Below are 18,667 nucleotides of genomic sequence, written 5' to 3' on the forward strand. Positions count from 1 at the left end.
CGCTTGAGCGATGTTCCCTCGAGGGAATCTGGGCCCGGCGAACTACGATGAGTCGGTAGAGCGATGACCAGGCTAGAACCTGACGACACCCGGAGCACAGGGCGTGTGTCCTCGCTTGAAGCGGAGTTAGCGGCCGAGGGCTTGGAGCGCGCGGAAATCATTGGGCGCGGCGGTTTCGGGACAGTCTTCCGGTGTTTCCAGTCGGCGCTTGGTCGCGAAGTTGCGGTTAAGGTCCTCTCGGCTGATGTCGATCCCAACAACCGCGCGCGTTTCGTGCGTGAGCAACGTGCGATGGCGCAGCTGTCGGGTCACCCGCACGTCGTCGAGGTGCTCCACGCCGACGTGACGATGAGCGGCCGACCCTACATTGTGATGCCATATCACTCTCGTAATTCATTGGGAACTTATCTCACGCGGCACGGTCCGTTTGCGTGGCCCGATGCTGTGAGCATCATGGTGAAGGTGGCGGGCGCACTGGAGTCCGGACACCGTGTCGGCATTCTGCATCGTGATGTGAAGCCTGCGAACATCCTGATTACCGACTACGGTGAACCGCAGCTCTCCGACTTCGGCATCGCACGAGTGCACGGCGGCTTCGAGACGACAGCTGGCGAGATCCTCGGTTCACCGGCGTACACCGCCCCGGAAATAGTCGCAGGAGAAGCGCCAAGCGTTGCCAGCGACGTGTACGGGCTCGGCGCGACTCTATTCTGCTTAGTGACCGGTCATGCCGCAGTTGCGCGCCGAACTGGAGAAGAAGTTGTTGCACATTTTTTGCGTATCGCGTCAGCGCCCGTGCCCAGACTCGGTCAGCAATTTCCACGCGACCTCTCCGATGTGATCGGACACACCATGGCGATTTCGCCCTCGGACCGCCCCGCATCGGCGGCAGAGTTCGGCGAACGTCTCCGCGTTATCCAGCGCAGTCACGGGCAGCGAATCGTGGATATGGCAATCTCGCCCGCCGTCGCGACTCAGGACACGCTACGCACCGGGCGGCCCGCCGACACCATGCGACAGTCGTCGGCGAACTCGAGGCCACCGAGCGCAGCCACAAAGTTTCGCCCGCCATTAGCAGCACGCACGCTCGTCAAGCGCGCCAGGCTGATCGATCGAATCACAGCCGCCGGGCGCAGGCAACTCGTTATCATTCACGCCCCTGCAGGATTCGGCAAGAGCACGCTCGCAGCACAATGGCGAGAGCATCTGCTTTCCGAGGGCGTTTCCGTCGCGTGGCTGAGCATAGACCCGGACGACAATAACCTGACCTGGTTCCTCGAGCACCTCATCCAAGCGATCCAGCACGTGCGGCCGGAACTCGCGTCTGAACTCCGGCAGGTGCTGGAGCAAAACGGCGACGAGGCCGAACGCTTCGTATTGACCTCCCTCATCAATGAGATCCACGAAGCTCATGAGCGGCTGGTCATCGTTATCGACGACTGGCACCGGGCCACCAACCCGGCCACGACCGGTGCCATCGACTTCCTTCTGGAGAAGGGGTGCCACCACCTGCAACTCGTCGTGACGAGCAGGTCGCGGCAGGGACTTCCGTTGAGTCGTATGCGGGTCGCTGATGAGCTCGTCGAGATCGATTCGGCTGATTTGCGTTTCGATCTCGACGAGGCACGTGCGTTGCTCGTTGAATTGGGCCAGTTACCGCTCGAGGTACAAGATGTTGCGAATCTCCGCGAGACAACCGACGGATGGGTCGCTGCGCTACAGCTGGCGTCACTATCGCTGCGCAACCACGAAGATCCTGGCGAGTTCATCAACCATCTTTCCGGTCGGCATCGCGCGATCGCCGAGTACCTGGCAGACAACGTGCTGAGCACGCTCGATCCTTCGCTCCTCAATTTCATGCTGGCGACATCGGTTTCCGAACGAACCTGCGCAGAACTAGCGACAACCCTGTCCGGACGAAAAGACGCACAGGACCTTCTCGAGAGCATCGAACATCAGGATCTTTTCCTTCGAGCGCTCGATGATGATCGGCAATGGTTCCGCTACCACCACCTATTCGCCGACTTCCTGCGCCGCCGACTAGACCGTGATCATCCCGGTCGGTTAATTTCGTTGCACCGCGAGGCGTCGCAATGGTTCGCCTCCCGGGGAATGGTCAGTGACGCAGTCGACCACGCTCTCGCTGCGGGCGATTCGGATCGTGCGACCGACCTCGTCGAACGAGACGGGATGAGCCTGCTAGAGAACTCCCAGATGTCGACGCTTCTCGGACTGATCTCCAAGCTGCCCCCAGAGCAAGTTGCGGATCGGCCGCGGCTGCAGATTGCACTCGGCTGGGCACATGTCTTGTTGCACCATGCCCCCGAACCGACTCAGAGACAGATGGAGCGAACGAAGTCGATGCTGTCGACCCTCGCGGAATCTGGTGTCGACGTGAGCGATTGGGCTCTTGAATCTTCCTTGGTGCAGTCTGTCGGAAACCTGTTCGCCGACCGTATCGAGGGCCTGTTCGACGCTGCCGAGAAATGCCTGGTTAGAGCGGAAGCACTGCACCCGTTTGTCGTGTCGGGCGCGGCCAACGTTGCTGCTTTCGACGCCTTGCACCGATTCGAGTTCTCTGATGCCCGCCGATGGATCGAATGGGCTTATCCGTATCACCAGAAGACTGGCGGACCATTCGCTACCTTGTACGGCTACCTGTTCGCCGGTATGGCCGCCCACGAACAACTCGCTATCGAGGCGGCCGAAGAGCTGGTCCGCCGCGCCCAGCACTTGGCCATTCGGTCGGGCGGGCGGCGCGCCTACGCTGCGCGACTCGCCGGAGCAGTGCTGGGCGAGTTGCTATACGAGCGTAGCTGCACTGCTGAGGCAGAGCAGCTACTCGATGAGTGCCATCAGCTGGGTGCAGAGGGCGGGGTGGTCGACTTCATGTTGATCACCTACGGCACCGGCGCCCGCATCAAGGCCGCAACAGGTCAGCGCGAGGCTGCGCTGCAACGCCTGGATGAAGGTGCCCAGATCGCAGCACAGCTGAAACTGCCGAGATTGGCGGCACGCATCGATAACGAACGGGTTCGGTGCGCCCTGCAACCACATTGTGTTGTCACTACCACCGATTTTGCCGCTGACAGCACCACGCGTGTCGACGGCATCGCGGTTGCGACGCAAGAGCTGATCGAAGAGTCCCGGATCCGTGAGCTGCTTCGTGGCGACGCGGCCGACATCGAATCGGCATGCACCATGGCGAGGAATCGGCGAAATCGAATCGGTGATGACCGGCCGCGAGCGCGTCTGCAGGCCGCAGGCTTGCTCGCGGCGTCCCTGCATGCTGCGGGCCGGGACCGTGCGGCGACCGAGGCCGCCGCTCCCGCGATTGCACGCTGCGCCGAACTCGCGCTACCACAATTCCTGCTCGACAGTGGACCGGGTATGGCGTCCCTGGTGCGCCACATCCTCGACGCGCACACTGAGTTCCCTCAGTTGTCACAGCATCGTGAGTTCCTGGCCGAGGTGCTCGGGATTGTTTGAAGGCAGTTCACGGCCGCGGGTGCGAGACCGTCTCCGGTGTGAGTCCCCAATCTGAACGGCCGAGCCTGCTAGGTGCTGAGAGTTTGGCGAAATCAGGAAGTCCGTCGGCCGCCAGAATGTGATTTGCGATCTCGATCCGGCGTACCTGTCCGAGAATCAGCGAGCTGTTACCGACATCAATAATCAGATGCTTGGTGCATTCGAATGCGATTGGCGCCTCTGCAACTCCCGGCGCTGCGACTGTCTCACTCAGCCGCGGCGTTACACCGCTGAGCTGAAACTCGTCGATCCCCGAGTGAACAGCCTCCGATGAGGCATTCATGTTGGTGATCAGCGCTTCGGTGCCGATATTGACAACGAACTGACCGGTATCGACGACGTTTCGCCACGTATCCTTATGCCCGATCGAGTTGATCTGCAGAATCGGTGGATCAGTCGACGCGACCGTAAAGAAGCTGTACGGGGCGAGATTCGGGACGCCGTCGGCGGATACCGTAGAGACCCATGCGATCGGGCGCGGCACGACAGCCGCGGCGAGTACGCGATAGAACTGAGCGGGACGCATCACCGCGGGATCAAATGCGGTACGAGTGCCTGGCATCAGATCACCGTGGAGGCCGCAGGCGCGCGCCCAGCCGTGGCATCGTGCACCACATTCAACAGGTTCATCGTTACCTCATTTTCACGCTGAGCTAGACTCAGCTTTGTAGTATAGCGTTACGATGACGAACATCATTGATTCGATACAAGCAGCGGGCGGAAGGCAGTCAGTATGCTGACTCACGTGCAATGGCCAACGCCTCCTGACACAGTCACAGATGACCTCGGTGCAACAGAATCGGCGGTCAACCCGCCACGCAGACTGATCGTCACGATATACGCGCTGTATGCCCGTGAAACTCAGAACTGGCTCTCGGTGTCCTCACTCGTGCGGCTGCTCGGTGACCTCGGCGTCGACGAACCGTCCGTCCGCTCTTCGATTAGCCGGCTAAAGCGGCGGGGCATACTCGTCAGCCACCGGAAGGACGGCGTGGTCGGATACGCGCTGTCGGAGTCGGCACTTGACATCATTCACGAGGGCGACCAGCGCATTTTTCACACATCACGCGCAAGCGTCAGTGATGGGTGGCTGATGGCCGTCTTTTCGATTCCGGAGTCAGAACGCGGTAAGCGTCACGCGATACGCACCATTCTCACCAGCAAAGGCTTCGGCACCACCGCACCCGGCGTGTGGATCGCGCCCGCGCACCTGCAACAAGGCACAGCAGACGCGCTCCGCGCGGCGGGACTTGACCAGTTTGTCGATCTTTTCCGTGCCGAACACATCGCGTTCGCTGATCTGCGGGAGAAAGTGGCGCAGTGGTGGAATCTCGACCAACTCCACGAGCTCTATGCGGAGTTCATCGATCAATTCCAGCCTTTGTACCATCGGGTCACCGATCGGCCAGAGATCAGCCCGCGCGACGCTTTCGTCGCGTACGTGCAGATGCTGACCACGTGGCGGCGCCTCCCTTACCTGGACCCCGGCCTACCTCTGGAATTGCTCCCCGGCGACTGGAACGGCGCCACGGCCGCCACCATTTTCAATCGGCTGCAGCAGGTCCTCGCCGAGCCCGCCCATGACCACGTCCGCCTGCTCCTCAGCTGAACCACCAAACACAAGGGGCTGCAACGGTTTTCCGTTCACGTGCAGGGTGAATACGTCGAACCGGTTGTAGTGCCCGATGATGTCGTGCATTTGTTTCGGAGCGATGCAGCGGCTCAGATCGATCTCGCCATACACGATGCCCTCCTCGTCGATCAGCGGCTCGGTAACTGGGCGGCCATCAGGGCCGAAGATGCCTGACAGCGCACTTCGTTTGCGCTGCAGCAGTTCCCGCGCTTCCGCATCGTCGCCCGCCACGGTCTCGATGATCTCGTCCGAGACCGTGGAACACGCGACGACGGAGAAGAGCTTGCCCTCGAATGCATGGGCGGCGGTCCGGATCGCGATAGCGTCGGCCATGTCGTAATCCTTCGGCGCCACCGGCAGGGCAATGTAATTGGCGACGTGCACCAATTCACCCTGCGCGAGGAGCGCGAAGCGCGCCAGCGTGTTGGTGTTCTCGCCGCAAGCGAGCACCCCGAGCGGGCCGACCTCAGTTTGGTGCACCCGAAGTGTCGAACCATCACCGTTTGTCCAGGTCAGCTTCTCCGCCCAGGTAGGCACTAGCTTGCGGTGAATACCTATCAGCGCACCGTCCGGACCGATGGTCAGCACACTGTTGTACAGCACGCCAAGGCTATGCCGACCACGTTCGTTGACTCCGATAACCACCGTGGTGCGGGTGGCTGCGGCGGCAGCGCGGAGGGAATCCAGATGCGGTCCTGGCACATCAATTGCTGCACGATAGAGCCGCTCGAACCATTCGCCGCCCTTTACTGGATTCATCGTCCAGTTCCAGTACGGATATCCGGGCACGAAAACCTCGGGGAACGCAATCAGGCTTGCACCACCCGCAGCTGCTTCATGGATCAGCGCGACGGCCTTCTCCACCGTCTTGTCGGGGTCAAGAAATACGGGCGCCGCCTGGACCGCCGCGGCCGTGAATTTCGGGAAGGTTTTCATCAGCTCGCGACCTCCACAGTGTTTCGGACAAGTACGGGTTGCCATCGTTGGTGTATTTCGGGGACGTCCTCAGGGCGAAGAGTCAGTTGCGGACGTGCACGGCCACCGGCGGGCGGCTTAGCTGACCCGGCCGCATAGAGTGACGGCCAGTGCGCGCCTGGTCCGCGGTATCCGATTTCAGCCGCAGCGTGCAACGTCCACGCTGGGTCGTGCAGGTGTGCACGCCCGATCGCGATGAGGTCGGCGCGGCCTGCCAGGAGGATCGTATTCGCGTCGTCTGCAGTCGATATCGAGCCAACCGCGATGGTGGGTATCGCGACGTCATTTCGAATCCGCTCTGCGAACGGCGTCTGATATCCGCGCCCGTACTCAGGAGCCTCTTCGGCGACAACCTCACCGCTTGACACATCGATCGCGTCAGCGCCGTGCTCGGCGAACCCGCGGGCAATTGCCACTGCGTCATCGAGCGTGGTGCCGCCTTCGAACCAGTCCGTTGCCGAGATACGAACGATCAGCGGCTTGCCCACCGGCCACGCCGAACGAACAGCGTCGATCACCTCGAGGGGGAACCGCAAGCGGTTGTGCAGTGAGCCGCCGTACTCATCCGTTCGATGATTGGTCAACGGCGAGAGGAACGTCGAAAGAAGAAAGCCATGACCCGCTTGCAGTTCCACAACGTCGAAACCGGCCTCGTGGGCTGCGCGTGCGGCAGCTGCAAAATCCGCGATGATAGCCGACATCTCGTCGGTGTCCAGTGCGCGCGGTGCGGGGAGTGCGCCGTAGGCAATCGGTGAGGGCGCGACTGTCTCCCAGCCTTCCGCACCGAGGGGTTCTCCGATGCTTCCGGCCCGGGGAACGGCAGTGGCACCCTTCCTTCCCGCATGGTTCAGCTGTACGCCGACCGCCGCACTGCTGGTCTCGTGGATGAGGTCGGTGATCCGCCGGAAGGCCGAAACCTGTTCCGCGTTATAAAGTCCAGCGCATGCGGGCGTCACACGACCAGTTGGGGTGACGGCAGTCATGCCGGTCATCACGAGGCCTGCACCGCCCAGGGCAAGGCTCGCCATCCGGACCAGTTCCGCCTCCGCGACCACACCCTTCTCCGCGCTGTAGATCGCGACGGGCGCCGCGACGATTCTGTTCTTCAGCGTGAGCTCGCGCAACTGGAATTGCTCGAACATCGGGCGCGGCGGTTGCGGTTGAGCAGCGCTGGCACAGTGCTCGTGGAACCACCGGTTCAGGCCGTTCAGATATTCGGGATCGCGTTCGGCCAGGTTCTCGTAGGTGACACGACGGCTTCGGGTGAGGAGGTTGAACCCGAACTGTGGGGCCTCTTGGCCGATGGAGTGAGCGATTGATTCAAACCACTCCAGGCTCGCCTGTGCCGCGCGCTGGGTCGACTCCACTACCGGGCGGCGCTCGGACTCATACCGGCGCAATGCCTCTGGCACGTCGGCGGCGTCAACTTCGAGGCTGGCGGCAAGGGCCAGCGAATCTTCCATGGCCAGCTTCGTGCCCGATCCGATCGAGAAGTGCGCGGTGTGCGCAGCGTCGCCGAGCAGCACAACGTTTCCGTTGCGCCAGGTCTGGTTCCGAACAGTGCTGAACCGAATCCACCGGGAGTTGTTGCTCAGCAACCGGTGCCCGTCGAGGTGATCGGCGAAGAGTCGCTCGCACACCTCTATGCTTTCGGTGTCGCTTTCCCCTACCGGAACGTCTCGCTGGTCAAATCCCGCAGCACGCCACGTGCTTTCATTCATCTCAATAATGAAGGTGCTGCGCTGATCACTGAAGGGATACGCGTGCACCTGCATTGGCCCAAATTCGGTCTCGGCGACAATGAAGGTGAAAGCGTCGAAGACCTTGTCGGTAGCCAGCCACATGTAGCGGCAGTGGCGCTGATCCAAGCTAGGTCCGTACACCTCAGGGTGCGCGTTTCTCGTGACCGAGTTAATGCCGTCAGCACCGACTACGAGGTCGTACGTGGCGGCGAGTTGATCCGCCGACGGCGCCACTGTGCGGTAGCGCACATCGACGCCAACAGCTGCACACCGATCTTGCAGAATGTTCAGCAGCACTCGGCGTTCGATAGCTGCAAATCCGTGCCCACCTGAGGTGAGCGTCTCTCCTCGATAGCGCACGTCGAGGTCCGACCAGCGAGCGAAGCCATCCTCCATCTGCGCAAAGATCTGGGGGTCAGCGCTGGTGATGCCGTCGAGCGTCTCGTCGGAGAACACGACGCCGAAGCCGAACGTTGTGTCAGCTGCGTTGCGTTCGAAGACCACGATCTCACGACCCGGATCCAGCTGCTTGGCGAGCGCCGCGAAGTACAGCCCGCCCGGACCGCCGCCGATGATTGCGATTCTCAGGCTCATTTCGCCACCGCCTCGCCGACGAAGGCGGTCACGACCTCTGCAGGCCAGGGCGATGACGACGAAGCGTCCGGCGGGGCATGGGCGATGATGAGTTCACCGTCAGCGGCAACACCCTCCTGGCCCCGGACCTCAAATTCAAACGTCATCGACGTGGTGCCCACTCGGCGCAGCCGCAGATTTGTCTGTACTACCTCGCCAAACCACAGCCTCTTGCGGTAGTTGATCTCGTGCCGTACCCGCGGGGTTCGGCCGAATAGCCATGCCAGCCCATGCTGACGCATGAGTTCGGCTTCCGCCGCCTCGACGAACCTAACAATGCACGAGTGGTGCTGGTGACCTGCTGCATCGGTGTCGTACCACTCCACTCGCCGCTCCAGCGTAACCTCCGCCATGACTATGTCCTCTCTGTGAACGCCGACAAGAAATCAATATAGCGTACTTGTGACGACCGTCAAGATGCCGTACATTTGCTGTCGGAAGGTCAGCTACTACCAAGAGGGGCAGGCGCAATGACGTACAGCGATGACGTCCTCGGCCGGGCGCGAGTCAAAGACACAGCGAAACTCGAGGAGTTCTACAACGAACTCGACAAGCACGAGACCGTTGCGCTGTGGCGAGTGGCCAACAAGATCGAACCGTGGTTCCCGCAACCGGTTTCGGTGCCTATGCTGTGGCGCTACCGAGACCTGCGGCCGCTGGTTCTGGAGTCACTTGATCTGGTCAAGGCTGACGACGCGGGACGTCGCGTTGTGGCCCTGGTCAACCCAGAGCGCAAGGACATTGCCGCGGCTGTCGGCCTGTTGTACACCGGGCTGCAGGTTATGGGCCCGGGCGAATCGATGACCGCCCACCGGCACATGGCTGCGGCGCTGCGCTTCGTTGTCGAAGGCCAGGGCGCGTGGACAGTCGTTGATGGCCAGAAACTGAAGGTAGGGCCAGGCGATTTCGCGATCACACCCAATCACGCCTGGCACGAGCACGGTAACGAAGGCACCGACGGTCCGGTGATCTGGCAAGACGGCCTGGACATTCCATTGGTCAATGCACTCGACGCCGGGTTCTACGAAGTACATCCGAACATCTATCAGGAACGCACCGGCGTCGTGAACTCCTCGCTCCTCACGCATGGCGCGGGCCAGTTGCGGCCCTATGGGTTCGAGGACAGCTGGACTAAGCCGTACTCGCCACTGTTCGCGTACCCCTGGGAGGAGACCTATGCCGCGTTGCGCAACGCTGCCAAAGCATCGGCCGGTTCACCGTACGACGGCATCATCCTCGAGTATTCCAATCCAAGAACCGGCGGTTCCGTGATGCCGACGATGAGCGCGCACATGCAACTGCTTCAGCCGGGGCAGCACACCCAGGCACACCGGCACACCGGCTCCGTCATCTACAACGTCGCGAAGGGTGAGGGGTACTCGGTGATAGCCGGCCAGCGGTTCGACTGGCAGCAGGGTGACGTGTTCTGCGTGCCCTCGTGGGCGTGGCACGAACACGCCAATCTCAGCAGCACCGACGATGCTTGCCTGTTCTCGTTCAACGACTTCCCCGTCATGCGCTCCCTGACCTTCTGGCGTGAAGAACCTTACTTGGACAACGACGGCTACCAGCCCACCAACTAAACCCCAACGGATACAGAGGAACCCCCATGCTGCTCGTAAACTTCTCCACCGCCCGCCACGAGCGCCGGATTGGCGTGCAGGACAACGACTCCCTCGTCGATCTCACCGCGCTCGCTGCACATGCAGGTGTCACGATCCCGCAGAACCTGCTCGAAGTGGTGAGCACGGGTGACATCGATGTGCTGCAACGGCTGCTCGATTCCGGGGAGGCGGCCGACTTCACGCTTCCCGTTGCGGACGTCACGCTGCATGCGCCCTTCCGCCCCGGAAAGATCATCGGGGTCGGACTGAATTACACCGAGCACGTCGCAGAGTCCGCACGCACATTGGACACCGACAAGGAACTGCCGCAGCGGCCGGTACTCTTCAGCAAGCCCGGCACCGCCGTCGTTGGTCCCGAAGAACCTATCCAGCACAATGCCGATCTGACCCAGCAGCTCGACTGGGAATGTGAACTCGCCGTAATTATCGGCAAGACCGCCAAGAACGTCGCAGCCCAGGACGCATACGACTACGTGTTCGGCTACAGCATCGTCAACGACATCAGCGCGCGCGATCAAAGGCGCGGCGGACAGTGGTTCTTCTCCAAAGGCCAGGATTCCTACGCGCCGTTCGGTCCTGCCGTGCGCACCCGCGACAGCGTCACCGATCCCCACGATCTCGACCTCTCACTGCGGGTCAACGGAGAGGTCAAGCAGAAGTCCAATACCAGCTACATGCTTTTCCGCATTCCTGAACTGATTGCCGATATCACCTCCGGAATGACGCTGGAACCCGGTGATGTCATCGCCACTGGTTCGCCCGCAGGTGTCGGCGCAAGCTTCACCCCGCAACAGTTCCTCTTCCCCGGCGACGTTGTTGAGTGCACCGTTGAATCTATTGGCACGCTGCGTAATCCGGTCATCGACGCTCGTCAGGAAGGCCGCTAAGCATGTCGGTGTACCGCATTGGCCAGATCGTCCCCAGCTCCAATGTCACCATGGAGACTGAGATACCCGCACTGTTTCGCGCACGGGAAACCATTGCGCCCGAGAGGTTTACGTTCCACTCAAGCAGGATGCGCATGCAGGAGGTGACGAAAGCACAGCTCGAGGCGATGGACGCTGACTCCACGCGGTGCGCGGCCGAGCTGTCCGACGCCCACGTCGACGTCCTCGGCTACGCATGCCTCGTCGCAATCATGAGTATGGGCAGCGGCTACCACTGCCTGTCAGAGTCGAAGCTGGGCGAAGTGACGAGCGCAAACGGCGCCAAGGCGCCTGTCGTCACCAGCGCGGGCGCGCTGATCAGCGCACTGAACATCATGGGGGCTAAAAAGATCGCCCTGATCGCACCCTACATGCTGCCGCTCACCCGCATGGTGGTCGACTACATCGGCGAACAAGGATTCGAGGTCGGTGACTACCGGGCACTAGAGATTCCCAACAATCTCGATGTCGCGGCGCATGACCCGCGGAACCTGGTCGGCATAGCCAAGGGACTCGACTATGAGGACGCTGACGTCGTCGTCCTATCGGCGTGCGTCCAGATGCCATCTCTGCCGTCCATCGAAATCGTCGAGAACGAACTCGGCAAGCCGGTGATTTCGGCGGCGGTATCGACCGCACACCAACTGATGCGCGCGCTGGACCTGCCCGCGATCGCCCCCGGTGGGGGTAGCTTGCTCTCCGGCGCGTACGCCAACGCCTAACCTCTCAGCCGCGCGGCAGCCTATCGCTCAAACTGCCGCGCCCTCTCAACGTTTCTCGAGGAGCTCTCCTTTGTCCGTAACATCCGAATTCACCGCAACCTCAAGCGTTTCCGTGACAGAAGAGGAGATCTTCGCCGGCCACCTGGGTGGCAAATTGAATGTCAGCCTGGGCGCACCGCTCGCAACCCAGCGTGACCTGTCGATCGCGTACACGCCGGGCGTCGCTCAAGTCAGCCGAGCGATTGCTACTGACGAGAAGCTCGCGGACGATTACACGTGGAGCAGTCGCCTCGTTGCAGTCGTATCCGACGGCTCTGCGGTGCTGGGACTCGGCAATATCGGTCCCCGCGCCGCACTTCCCGTGATGGAGGGCAAGTCCGCGCTGTTCAAGAAGTTCGCCGGTCTCAACTCAATTCCGCTGGTTCTCGCGACGAGTGATCCCGACGAGATCGTGGAAACGCTGGTTCGGCTCCGCCCGAGTTTCGGTGCGGTGAATCTTGAAGACATCGCTGCCCCCGCGTGTTTCGAGATCGAACAACGCGTCATTGAGGCACTCGACTGCCCGGTCATGCACGACGACCAGCACGGGACGGCAATCGTCGTACTCGCTGCGCTGACCGGTGCGGCGAGGGTGCAGGGCCGTCGGCTCGCGGATCTGCGCGTCGTTGTCTACGGCGCAGGTGCTGCCGGAGTCGCGTGCGCGAACATCCTGCTGACCGCGGGCGTCGGTGACGTCATCGTCGTGGACTCCAATGGAATCCTTGCCACAAGCAGGGACGATCTGACCCCAGTCAAACGCGAACTCGCTGCACGCACGAACCGTACCAACCGGCGCGGTGGCATCGCTGACGCGCTGCGTGGCTCGGATGTCTTTCTCGGTGTGTCGGGAGCGAAAATCACGCCGAACGACATCGCTACTATGGCGGCAGATCCGATTGTGTTCGCACTTTCTAACCCAGACCCTGAGATTCACCCTGATCTCGCGAGCCAATACGCTGCGATCGTCGCCACCGGACGCAGCGACTTCCCCAACCAGATCAACAATGTGCTCGCATTTCCCGGTGTATTCAAGGGAGCACTCGACGCGGGGGCACGCCGCATAACGGAAGCGATGAAGCTTGCGGCCGCCCATGCGATCCTGTCTGTACTCGGCGACGATCTCGCTACGGACAGGATTGTGCCCAGCCCGCTTGATCCGCGTGTAGCCCCGGCCGTCGCAGCCGCTGTTGCTGAAGCATCGGCGCTTTAGTGACAGCAGTTGAATTCAGTGCAATCACCGGTGGTCTCGCCGCTGAGATCATCGGCATCAACGGCGTAGCAAGGGAGTGCTTCCGATGACCACCCGGCCACTGAGCAACAACAACGCGATCAAACCGTTCGCCGCACCCTTCTCCGCGGCGCTCACCTTTCTGGTCCTGTACGTCGCACTCGCGCTGGTCTTTTCGATGGTGAACACCAACGCTGTCGCAGTGGGAGCCGTTGCAGTAGGACTTCTCACCTTCGTTCTGCAGAAGGTGACCAGTTCAGAATCTCGACTGACAGTTCTCGGCGGCACAGGAGCCGCACTCATCGCGGCGATAGTCGCCGTCACATTCGCTTGACGCCATCGTCACCTTGTTAATCCGCGAGGATACGCCCTATCGAGACCGGCCAGCGCAGGTTCTTCCTGCTCGTAGGGCAGCGGATACGCCCGGATCCCATCAGGGGCCCTTGCCTGGAAAAGTTTGAAACAGTTCCATAATATGCAACTAATGTTTCCCCCGAGGTGAGGAAAGTGGCTCGTGTTGGCGTTCCCGTACCGGCCGGGATTACTGCGTCTGCGTTGCACGTAGTGCTGCGCCCCTAATCCCGCAGTGCATATAAATGCCCGGCCAACCATCGTACGATTGGTTGTACAACACGTTCAGTTCGTACATGCTGAAAAAGCGGCCACTAGCGCACCGGGCCGAAAGTGAACCGCGGGCACCGTTCTGGAAATTCCGCGGCGGCACACCTTCAAAGGAAGTGGTGCTGCTTCGTTTGAAGATCCGCTCGCGGGATCGCCAACGGCACGAGAACAGTGTTGTCACGCTTCCCGGGCTGATTCGATGATCCCTGCCAACGTAGGCCCGGCACGGAGAAGTGCGAGCGCTCGGTGGGCGATTGCCTCCAACTGCTCATCGAGCGCCGCGATCGGGTCGCTCACGTCGTTGAGGTCGCGGACAGCTGTGATCGCCTTCAGTACGTCCGGGATGCGGTAACCACCAGCTCGGAGGGCGGCGGTAATGCGTGCTTCCCGGACAGCGGCGAGGGTGTAGCGGCGCGCTGTGCCTGCTCGCGTTGTGACTCGCTCGGGCGCTACGAGACCGGCCGTCTCCCAGAACCGAAGCGTGGATGGCCTGATTCCGAGTGCCTGTGACAGCTCGGTGATGGTCATAACGTCGCCTTCGACGGGCTCAGCGTCAGACGTCACCTCGGTTCGGATGGACTCCAGCGCGAATCGTGCCGCAAGTGCCTGCTCTCGCTCGCAGTTGAGCCTGGCATGGAACCCGCAAATCGTTGCTGCCCCTTGGTCGGGCGGCTGTATGCGAATCTCTCGCATCGCTCGGCGAGCCTCGACCGGCCCCACGGCGTAAGCGAGGTCGCGATACGCCTGAAGGTAACGTATGTGCGTTGCGGAGAACTGCCGGTACCCGTTGCGTGACCTGGCTGCAGCAGGGATCACGCCCAGCGCTTCGAGGTTCCCGGAGATCGCCTGGGGAGACCACTTCTTCTACTACGCCCCCGACGGCCAGGTGCCGACCCGCGTGCAGCCCTACGCCACCATCGTCACGAAGAATTACCCCGACGACACCATGTGCGATCTCGATGACCCCAATCGTTGGAGACTTAATATTTACGTCGGCAAAGACGTGTTCGCCGAACTCATTGGTGAGAACCCGCGGGCCAAGGCGACACCGCGGGACTACACCGCCACCGACGTGGTTCTCCCGCACCCGCTGTACCGCGCACAGGGTTGGGTATCGATCACCAACCCAGACGTAAACACACTGGAGTTGGCAGACAGGCTTTTGCGGCAGGCGCATGCCGATGCGAAGCGCCGAGCAGGGCGCTAGCTCGCCAGATCAAGTTCGGCAAGCTGCACCGCAAGCGCAGACCCGTCTTCGTCAGCAAGTGCCGCCGCCCGCAGCCGCGCGAGCCGGATCGCGCCATCAGGTGCCCCGCCCAGGGAACGCGCCGCCACCATGAGCTTCTCGAAACTGTTGTTTCCGTGCTCGTACGTCGCGCCATAGCCTTTCAGCACGCGCTGACATTCGATGATCTCCCGCGCCAAATCGTGGTTGGCTGCCGCGAGCGCGGTGTCGATCCAGGTTTCGATGGCAGCCTGTTCCCGGACAAACCGCAGCGAACGGGGACGCAGCGGCCGCAGCCTGGCCATCACACATAGCATCGTGTAGCCGATCACCGAACTCGTGTTCAGGATCATCCCCTTGTGGGTGAGCTTCTGCACCAGGCGCTCGAACCACTTCGTTCGGCGCAGCCGGGCACCAAGCCGTGATGGCATCGTGTCGGTGATTTCGTCGATCTGTGGGTGCAGGTACTCACGCACTTGCATCAACTGTGCAGGCTCCGCCTTTGCTTCCTTCCGAATGCGCTCCATGCGAGCTTTTCGGGTCTTCTGCAGCGCTACCTGGATGGTGTCCTGGTAACACATCCACAGCGCGATGTGGCGTGCTGCCTCTGTCGTGAGCCTGGCTGCTCCCTCGGGGTCAGGATCGATCTGGGCAAATTTGGCCACCCGTGCCAAGTATTGTTCGGCGTAAGCAAGGCTTTGATACACCGCGGTCCGCACCAGGCCGTGCAGGATCATCGACCGTGCGGCGGCAGGCAGGTCCAGTACCTTTTCCGCGAGCGGCCGCAGTGCGGTGCCGACGAGCGCTGCCGGGTCGGTGGCGGCCACCTTGTTTCGTTCCGCCTCCTCCTTCGCCTTGCGGTCTTCGGCTGTGACCGGTCGCGGGACGAGAGTCAGCTCGACGGGTTGCGACTTGCGTGCTGGTGTGCGCGCCGCTGCTGATGACGGTCGGCCTGCCGCCTCGAATCCGCCCGCGAAGGCCTTCAGTGAGGACTCCACACCCTTGCCGAATTCGCGAATTGGGGCTTCGAACTGTTCCCTGCTGAACGGGAGCGCTCCTGAACCCGCGAGCGCCCCGAACAGCGCTGCGCTGATCACGCTGCTCGCCTTTTCCGAGATCTCCATGAAGTCGGCCGCTACCAAGCGTTTCGCCGCGTGTTCTGCCGACGCGATCAGGGCGTCGCTATCGACACGGCCGTCGGCCAGCGCCATCTTCTCGTCGATCGCGTAGGTGCGGCTCGTCGACGTGATAAGGGTCGTGCGGTCCGGGGTGACAAATCCACGCTGGATGGCCCGTCCGCACTCCATCAGTTCCGACGCGATGAGGACGTCGACCTCGCCCGGCGTCGGGAAGAGGCTCAGGACAGGCTCTGCTCGCCCGGAACCGTCCGGCACCGGAGTCTTAGGTGCGGGTGGCAGGAGTTCAACGTAATAGACAGTCGCGCCGGTCCGCTGCGCGACGCCAGCAACAGAGGTGCTTTGCGCCCAGTATCCGGCCTGCTCCGCGACGGCGACGATCCAGTCGGAGAGCACGCCGCCGCCTTCGCCGCCCAGAGCGAGAATCGCGAGAGTGATCGGCCGGCGGCCGTCATACCAACTGCTGGTCATGCTGCTACCTCGAATCGAGCGGCGCGGCGTTCAATCCCGCGCGAAGCTATCTTGATCCACCACGACCGGACCGCCGCGAGCGCTCGGTCACGGCGATTCGGATTGTCAATGACATCAGTCCGATAGAACGAAGGACAAAGCACCGCGGCGTGGGCATTGGCGCCGCACACTCCGCAGCCGACGCAACTGTCCAATACTGTCGCGATTGGGTCGGTGCGCATTGGGTCAGGATTGTCAGCGATGGTGAGGGACGGGCACCCGGAAATGCGAATGCAGGCGTGATCACCGGTGCATGTTTCGGCATCGACGCCGAACCGCTCGCGCACAACTCGTTTGCCTTCCGCCAGCGCTTTCTTGCGGACGGGCTTTTCCCTCCGCTGTTTGTTGAGCTGGCACTCACTCTGCATCACGAGCACTTTGGGGCCGGGTTCCTCGGTGGTCAGTGCCTCGACGAACGCATCGCGCACCGCACCCACGTCATAGGTGTTGTCGATGGTCTTCGCCCACTCGACACCGACGCCGCGCGCCGCCTTCTCGATGGGATGCTGAGTCGACCGCGTCTCCAGTTCCGCCGGTGAGGACAACACGTCTTGTCCGCCGGTCGCTGCGGCGTAGGCATTGTCGACGACGACGAGCAGCTGGTCACTCTTGTTGAATACGGCGTTGCCGACCCCGCTCGTGAGGCCGTTGTGCCAGAATCCGCCGTCGCCCATAACGGCGATGCTGCGCTGATCGGTGTCCTTGGAGTTCAGCGCTGCGGCGCCGGCGGAGCCAAGCCCATAACCCATTGTCGTGGCGCCAAGGTCGAACGGTGCGTTAACCGCGAAGAGGTGACATCCGATGTCAGCGCTGATGTGGTGTTTGCCGGTCTCCCGCTCGGCGAGTTTCAGTCCGCTGAAGATGGGCCGCTCGGGGCAGCCCGTGCACAGGCCTGGCGGACGTGGCCGGACCGACTCGGATGGTGCGCGAGTGGCGAAGGGACTCTGCGGGTCATCCGGTCCGAGCAGCACGGGCGGCTTTTGGGCAATCGCGTCAGGGTGGTAGCGCTCAAGAAAGGTCTGAACTCCGCGCGTGACGACGGCGGAGGTGTACTCCCCTGCCACCGCGAGCATGTCCTTGCCGTGCAGGGCGGTCGGGATATCTGCGCGACGCAGGATCGCGTTGAGGTTCTGCTCGATATAGTCGGGCTGGCCTTCTTCCACGAGCAGGACGGCGCGCTTGCCTGCACAATAATCGATTATTTCGTCATCGACGACGGGATACGTCACGTTCATGACATAGAGGGGAATCTCGCTGTTACCGAAGGCATCCGAGCACCCCAGCAGCTCCAGCGACCGGTTCAGGGTGTTGTACAGCCCGCCCTGGACGATGATCCCGACGTCGGCACGATCGTTGGCAAAGACCTCGTTTATTCCGCGCTCTTTGATGAACCGAACTGCAGCAGGCCACCGCTGCTCGATCTTTTCCCGCTCATGCAGGAAGCTCGCTGGAGGCAACACAATCCGGTCGATGTCACGAACTGGGTTCTCGAGGGCGTCCTTAACGGTCATTGCCGGGCGTACGTTGTCTTTTGCGTTGAACCCGCCGTGCAAATGGCACGAACGCAGGCGTAGCTCAAGCATGACTGGCGTGTTGCTGGCCTCCGACAATTCGAAACCCGCCTCGACGGCATCCACGATCGCCGACACGTTGGGGCGGGGATCGAGCAGCCACATCTGCGACTTCATGGCGAACGCGTGCGAGCGTTCTTGCATGATGCTCGAGCCTTCGCCGTAGTCCTCGCCGAGAATGACAAGGGCACCGCCCTTGACGCCACCACTCGCCAAGTTAGCGAGGGCATCGGAGGCGACGTTCAAACCGACTGTCGACTTGAAGGTGACGGCGCCGCGCAGAGGGTAATGCACCGACGCGGCCAGCATCGCCGCGGCGGTCGCCTCCGATGCGCTGTTCTCGAAGTACACGTCCAGCTCTTCGAGGATTTCTTGGGCGTCACCAAGGACGTCCATCAGGTGGGAAATCGGTGCACCCTGGTAACCACCGACATAGGCGACCCCTGACTGCAGGAGCGCTTTGGTAACGGCGAGGATGCCCTCGACGTGCAGGGTTTCACCCGCACCACGCCGAAGCTTCTGCACCTCGGCGACAAAGGACCGCTCGGCCATA

Annotated in this window: 15 protein-coding genes; 8 read left to right on the top strand and 7 right to left on the bottom strand. The window is 62.0% G+C overall.

Annotated features, from left to right (window positions below; translation table 11 throughout):
• Positions 1–63 precede the first annotated feature (63 nt).
• Positions 64–3,489, top strand: coding sequence for a serine/threonine-protein kinase (locus ONR57_RS15215; RefSeq protein ID WP_265124368.1), 3,426 nt, complete (start codon positions 64–66; stop codon positions 3,487–3,489).
• Positions 3,490–3,496: 7 nt separating this feature from the next.
• Here the strand turns inward: ONR57_RS15215 and ONR57_RS15220 are convergent, their stop codons facing one another.
• Positions 3,497–4,090 carry a flavin reductase family protein gene (locus ONR57_RS15220; protein ID WP_265124369.1) on the bottom strand — a complete coding sequence of 198 codons (594 nt, stop codon included), beginning with the start codon at positions 4,088–4,090 and terminating at the stop codon, positions 3,497–3,499.
• A gap of 183 nt (positions 4,091–4,273) precedes the next feature.
• Here ONR57_RS15220 and ONR57_RS15225 point away from each other — a divergent pair, with 183 nt between their 5' ends.
• Positions 4,274–5,137 carry a PaaX family transcriptional regulator C-terminal domain-containing protein gene (locus ONR57_RS15225; RefSeq protein ID WP_265124370.1) on the top strand — a complete coding sequence of 288 codons (864 nt, stop codon included), beginning with the start codon at positions 4,274–4,276 and terminating at the stop codon, positions 5,135–5,137.
• On the opposite strand, the gene ONR57_RS15230 is transcribed toward ONR57_RS15225, so the two are convergent.
• From ONR57_RS15230 to ONR57_RS15240, 3 genes are read right to left on the bottom strand one after another with little or no spacing between them, the layout of a single operon-like run.
• Positions 5,018–6,097 (bottom strand): carbon-nitrogen hydrolase family protein, encoded by a 1,080-nt coding sequence (locus ONR57_RS15230; protein WP_265124371.1) that lies wholly within the window; start codon positions 6,095–6,097, stop codon positions 5,018–5,020. The two genes, ONR57_RS15225 and ONR57_RS15230, sit on opposite strands and share 120 nt — an antisense overlap.
• Positions 6,097–8,472, bottom strand: coding sequence for a bifunctional salicylyl-CoA 5-hydroxylase/oxidoreductase (locus ONR57_RS15235; RefSeq protein WP_265124372.1), 2,376 nt, complete (start codon positions 8,470–8,472; stop codon positions 6,097–6,099). The genes ONR57_RS15230 and ONR57_RS15235 overlap by 1 nt, the downstream gene beginning before the upstream one ends.
• Positions 8,469–8,864 (bottom strand): thioesterase family protein, encoded by a 396-nt coding sequence (locus ONR57_RS15240; RefSeq protein WP_265124373.1) that lies wholly within the window; start codon positions 8,862–8,864, stop codon positions 8,469–8,471. Before ONR57_RS15240 ends, ONR57_RS15235 begins: the two co-directional genes overlap by 4 nt.
• A 117-nt stretch (positions 8,865–8,981) precedes the next feature.
• Here ONR57_RS15240 and ONR57_RS15245 point away from each other — a divergent pair, with 117 nt between their 5' ends.
• From ONR57_RS15245 to ONR57_RS15265, 5 genes are all read left to right on the top strand, one after another.
• Complete coding sequence (locus ONR57_RS15245; protein ID WP_265124374.1) at positions 8,982–10,094, top strand: cupin domain-containing protein; 1,113 nt, start codon at positions 8,982–8,984, stop codon at positions 10,092–10,094.
• 26 nt (positions 10,095–10,120) lie between these two features.
• Entirely contained in the window at positions 10,121–11,023 is a 903-nt protein-coding gene (locus tag ONR57_RS15250; RefSeq protein WP_265124375.1) for a fumarylacetoacetate hydrolase family protein, read from the top strand.
• Between the two features lie 2 nt (positions 11,024–11,025).
• The gene (locus ONR57_RS15255) at positions 11,026–11,784 is read left to right on the top strand and encodes an Asp/Glu racemase (protein WP_279347862.1); all 759 of its coding nucleotides are present in this window, start codon (positions 11,026–11,028) and stop codon (positions 11,782–11,784) included.
• Positions 11,785–11,854: 70 nt separating this feature from the next.
• A complete protein-coding gene (locus tag ONR57_RS15260; protein WP_265124376.1) occupies positions 11,855–13,033 on the top strand; it encodes an NADP-dependent malic enzyme in 1,179 nt (392 codons plus the stop codon).
• Positions 13,034–13,118: 85 nt separating this feature from the next.
• A complete protein-coding gene (locus ONR57_RS15265; RefSeq protein ID WP_265124377.1) occupies positions 13,119–13,385 on the top strand; it encodes a hypothetical protein in 267 nt (88 codons plus the stop codon).
• Positions 13,386–13,849: 464 nt separating this feature from the next.
• On the opposite strand, the gene ONR57_RS15270 is transcribed toward ONR57_RS15265, so the two are convergent.
• Positions 13,850–14,365: a MerR family transcriptional regulator gene (locus ONR57_RS15270; RefSeq protein WP_265124378.1), complete on the bottom strand. Its 516-nt coding sequence runs from the start codon at positions 14,363–14,365 to the stop codon at positions 13,850–13,852.
• A gap of 64 nt (positions 14,366–14,429) precedes the next feature.
• On the opposite strand from ONR57_RS15270, the gene ONR57_RS15275 reads away from it, so the two are divergent.
• Positions 14,430–14,879, top strand: a complete 450-nt coding sequence (locus ONR57_RS15275; protein WP_265124379.1) for a DUF6194 family protein — start codon at positions 14,430–14,432, stop codon at positions 14,877–14,879.
• On the opposite strand, the gene ONR57_RS15280 is transcribed toward ONR57_RS15275, so the two are convergent.
• Complete coding sequence (locus ONR57_RS15280) at positions 14,876–16,504, bottom strand: indolepyruvate oxidoreductase subunit beta family protein (protein ID WP_265124380.1); 1,629 nt, start codon at positions 16,502–16,504, stop codon at positions 14,876–14,878. The genes ONR57_RS15275 and ONR57_RS15280 overlap by 4 nt on opposite strands.
• The gene (locus tag ONR57_RS15285) at positions 16,501–18,666 is read right to left on the bottom strand and encodes an indolepyruvate ferredoxin oxidoreductase subunit alpha (RefSeq protein ID WP_265124381.1); all 2,166 of its coding nucleotides are present in this window, start codon (positions 18,664–18,666) and stop codon (positions 16,501–16,503) included. The genes ONR57_RS15280 and ONR57_RS15285 overlap by 4 nt, the downstream gene beginning before the upstream one ends.
• Position 18,667 lies beyond the last annotated feature (1 nt).

Source organism: Hoyosella sp. YIM 151337 (assembly GCF_026041215.1).
GTDB lineage: Bacteria > Actinomycetota > Actinomycetes > Mycobacteriales > Mycobacteriaceae > Hoyosella.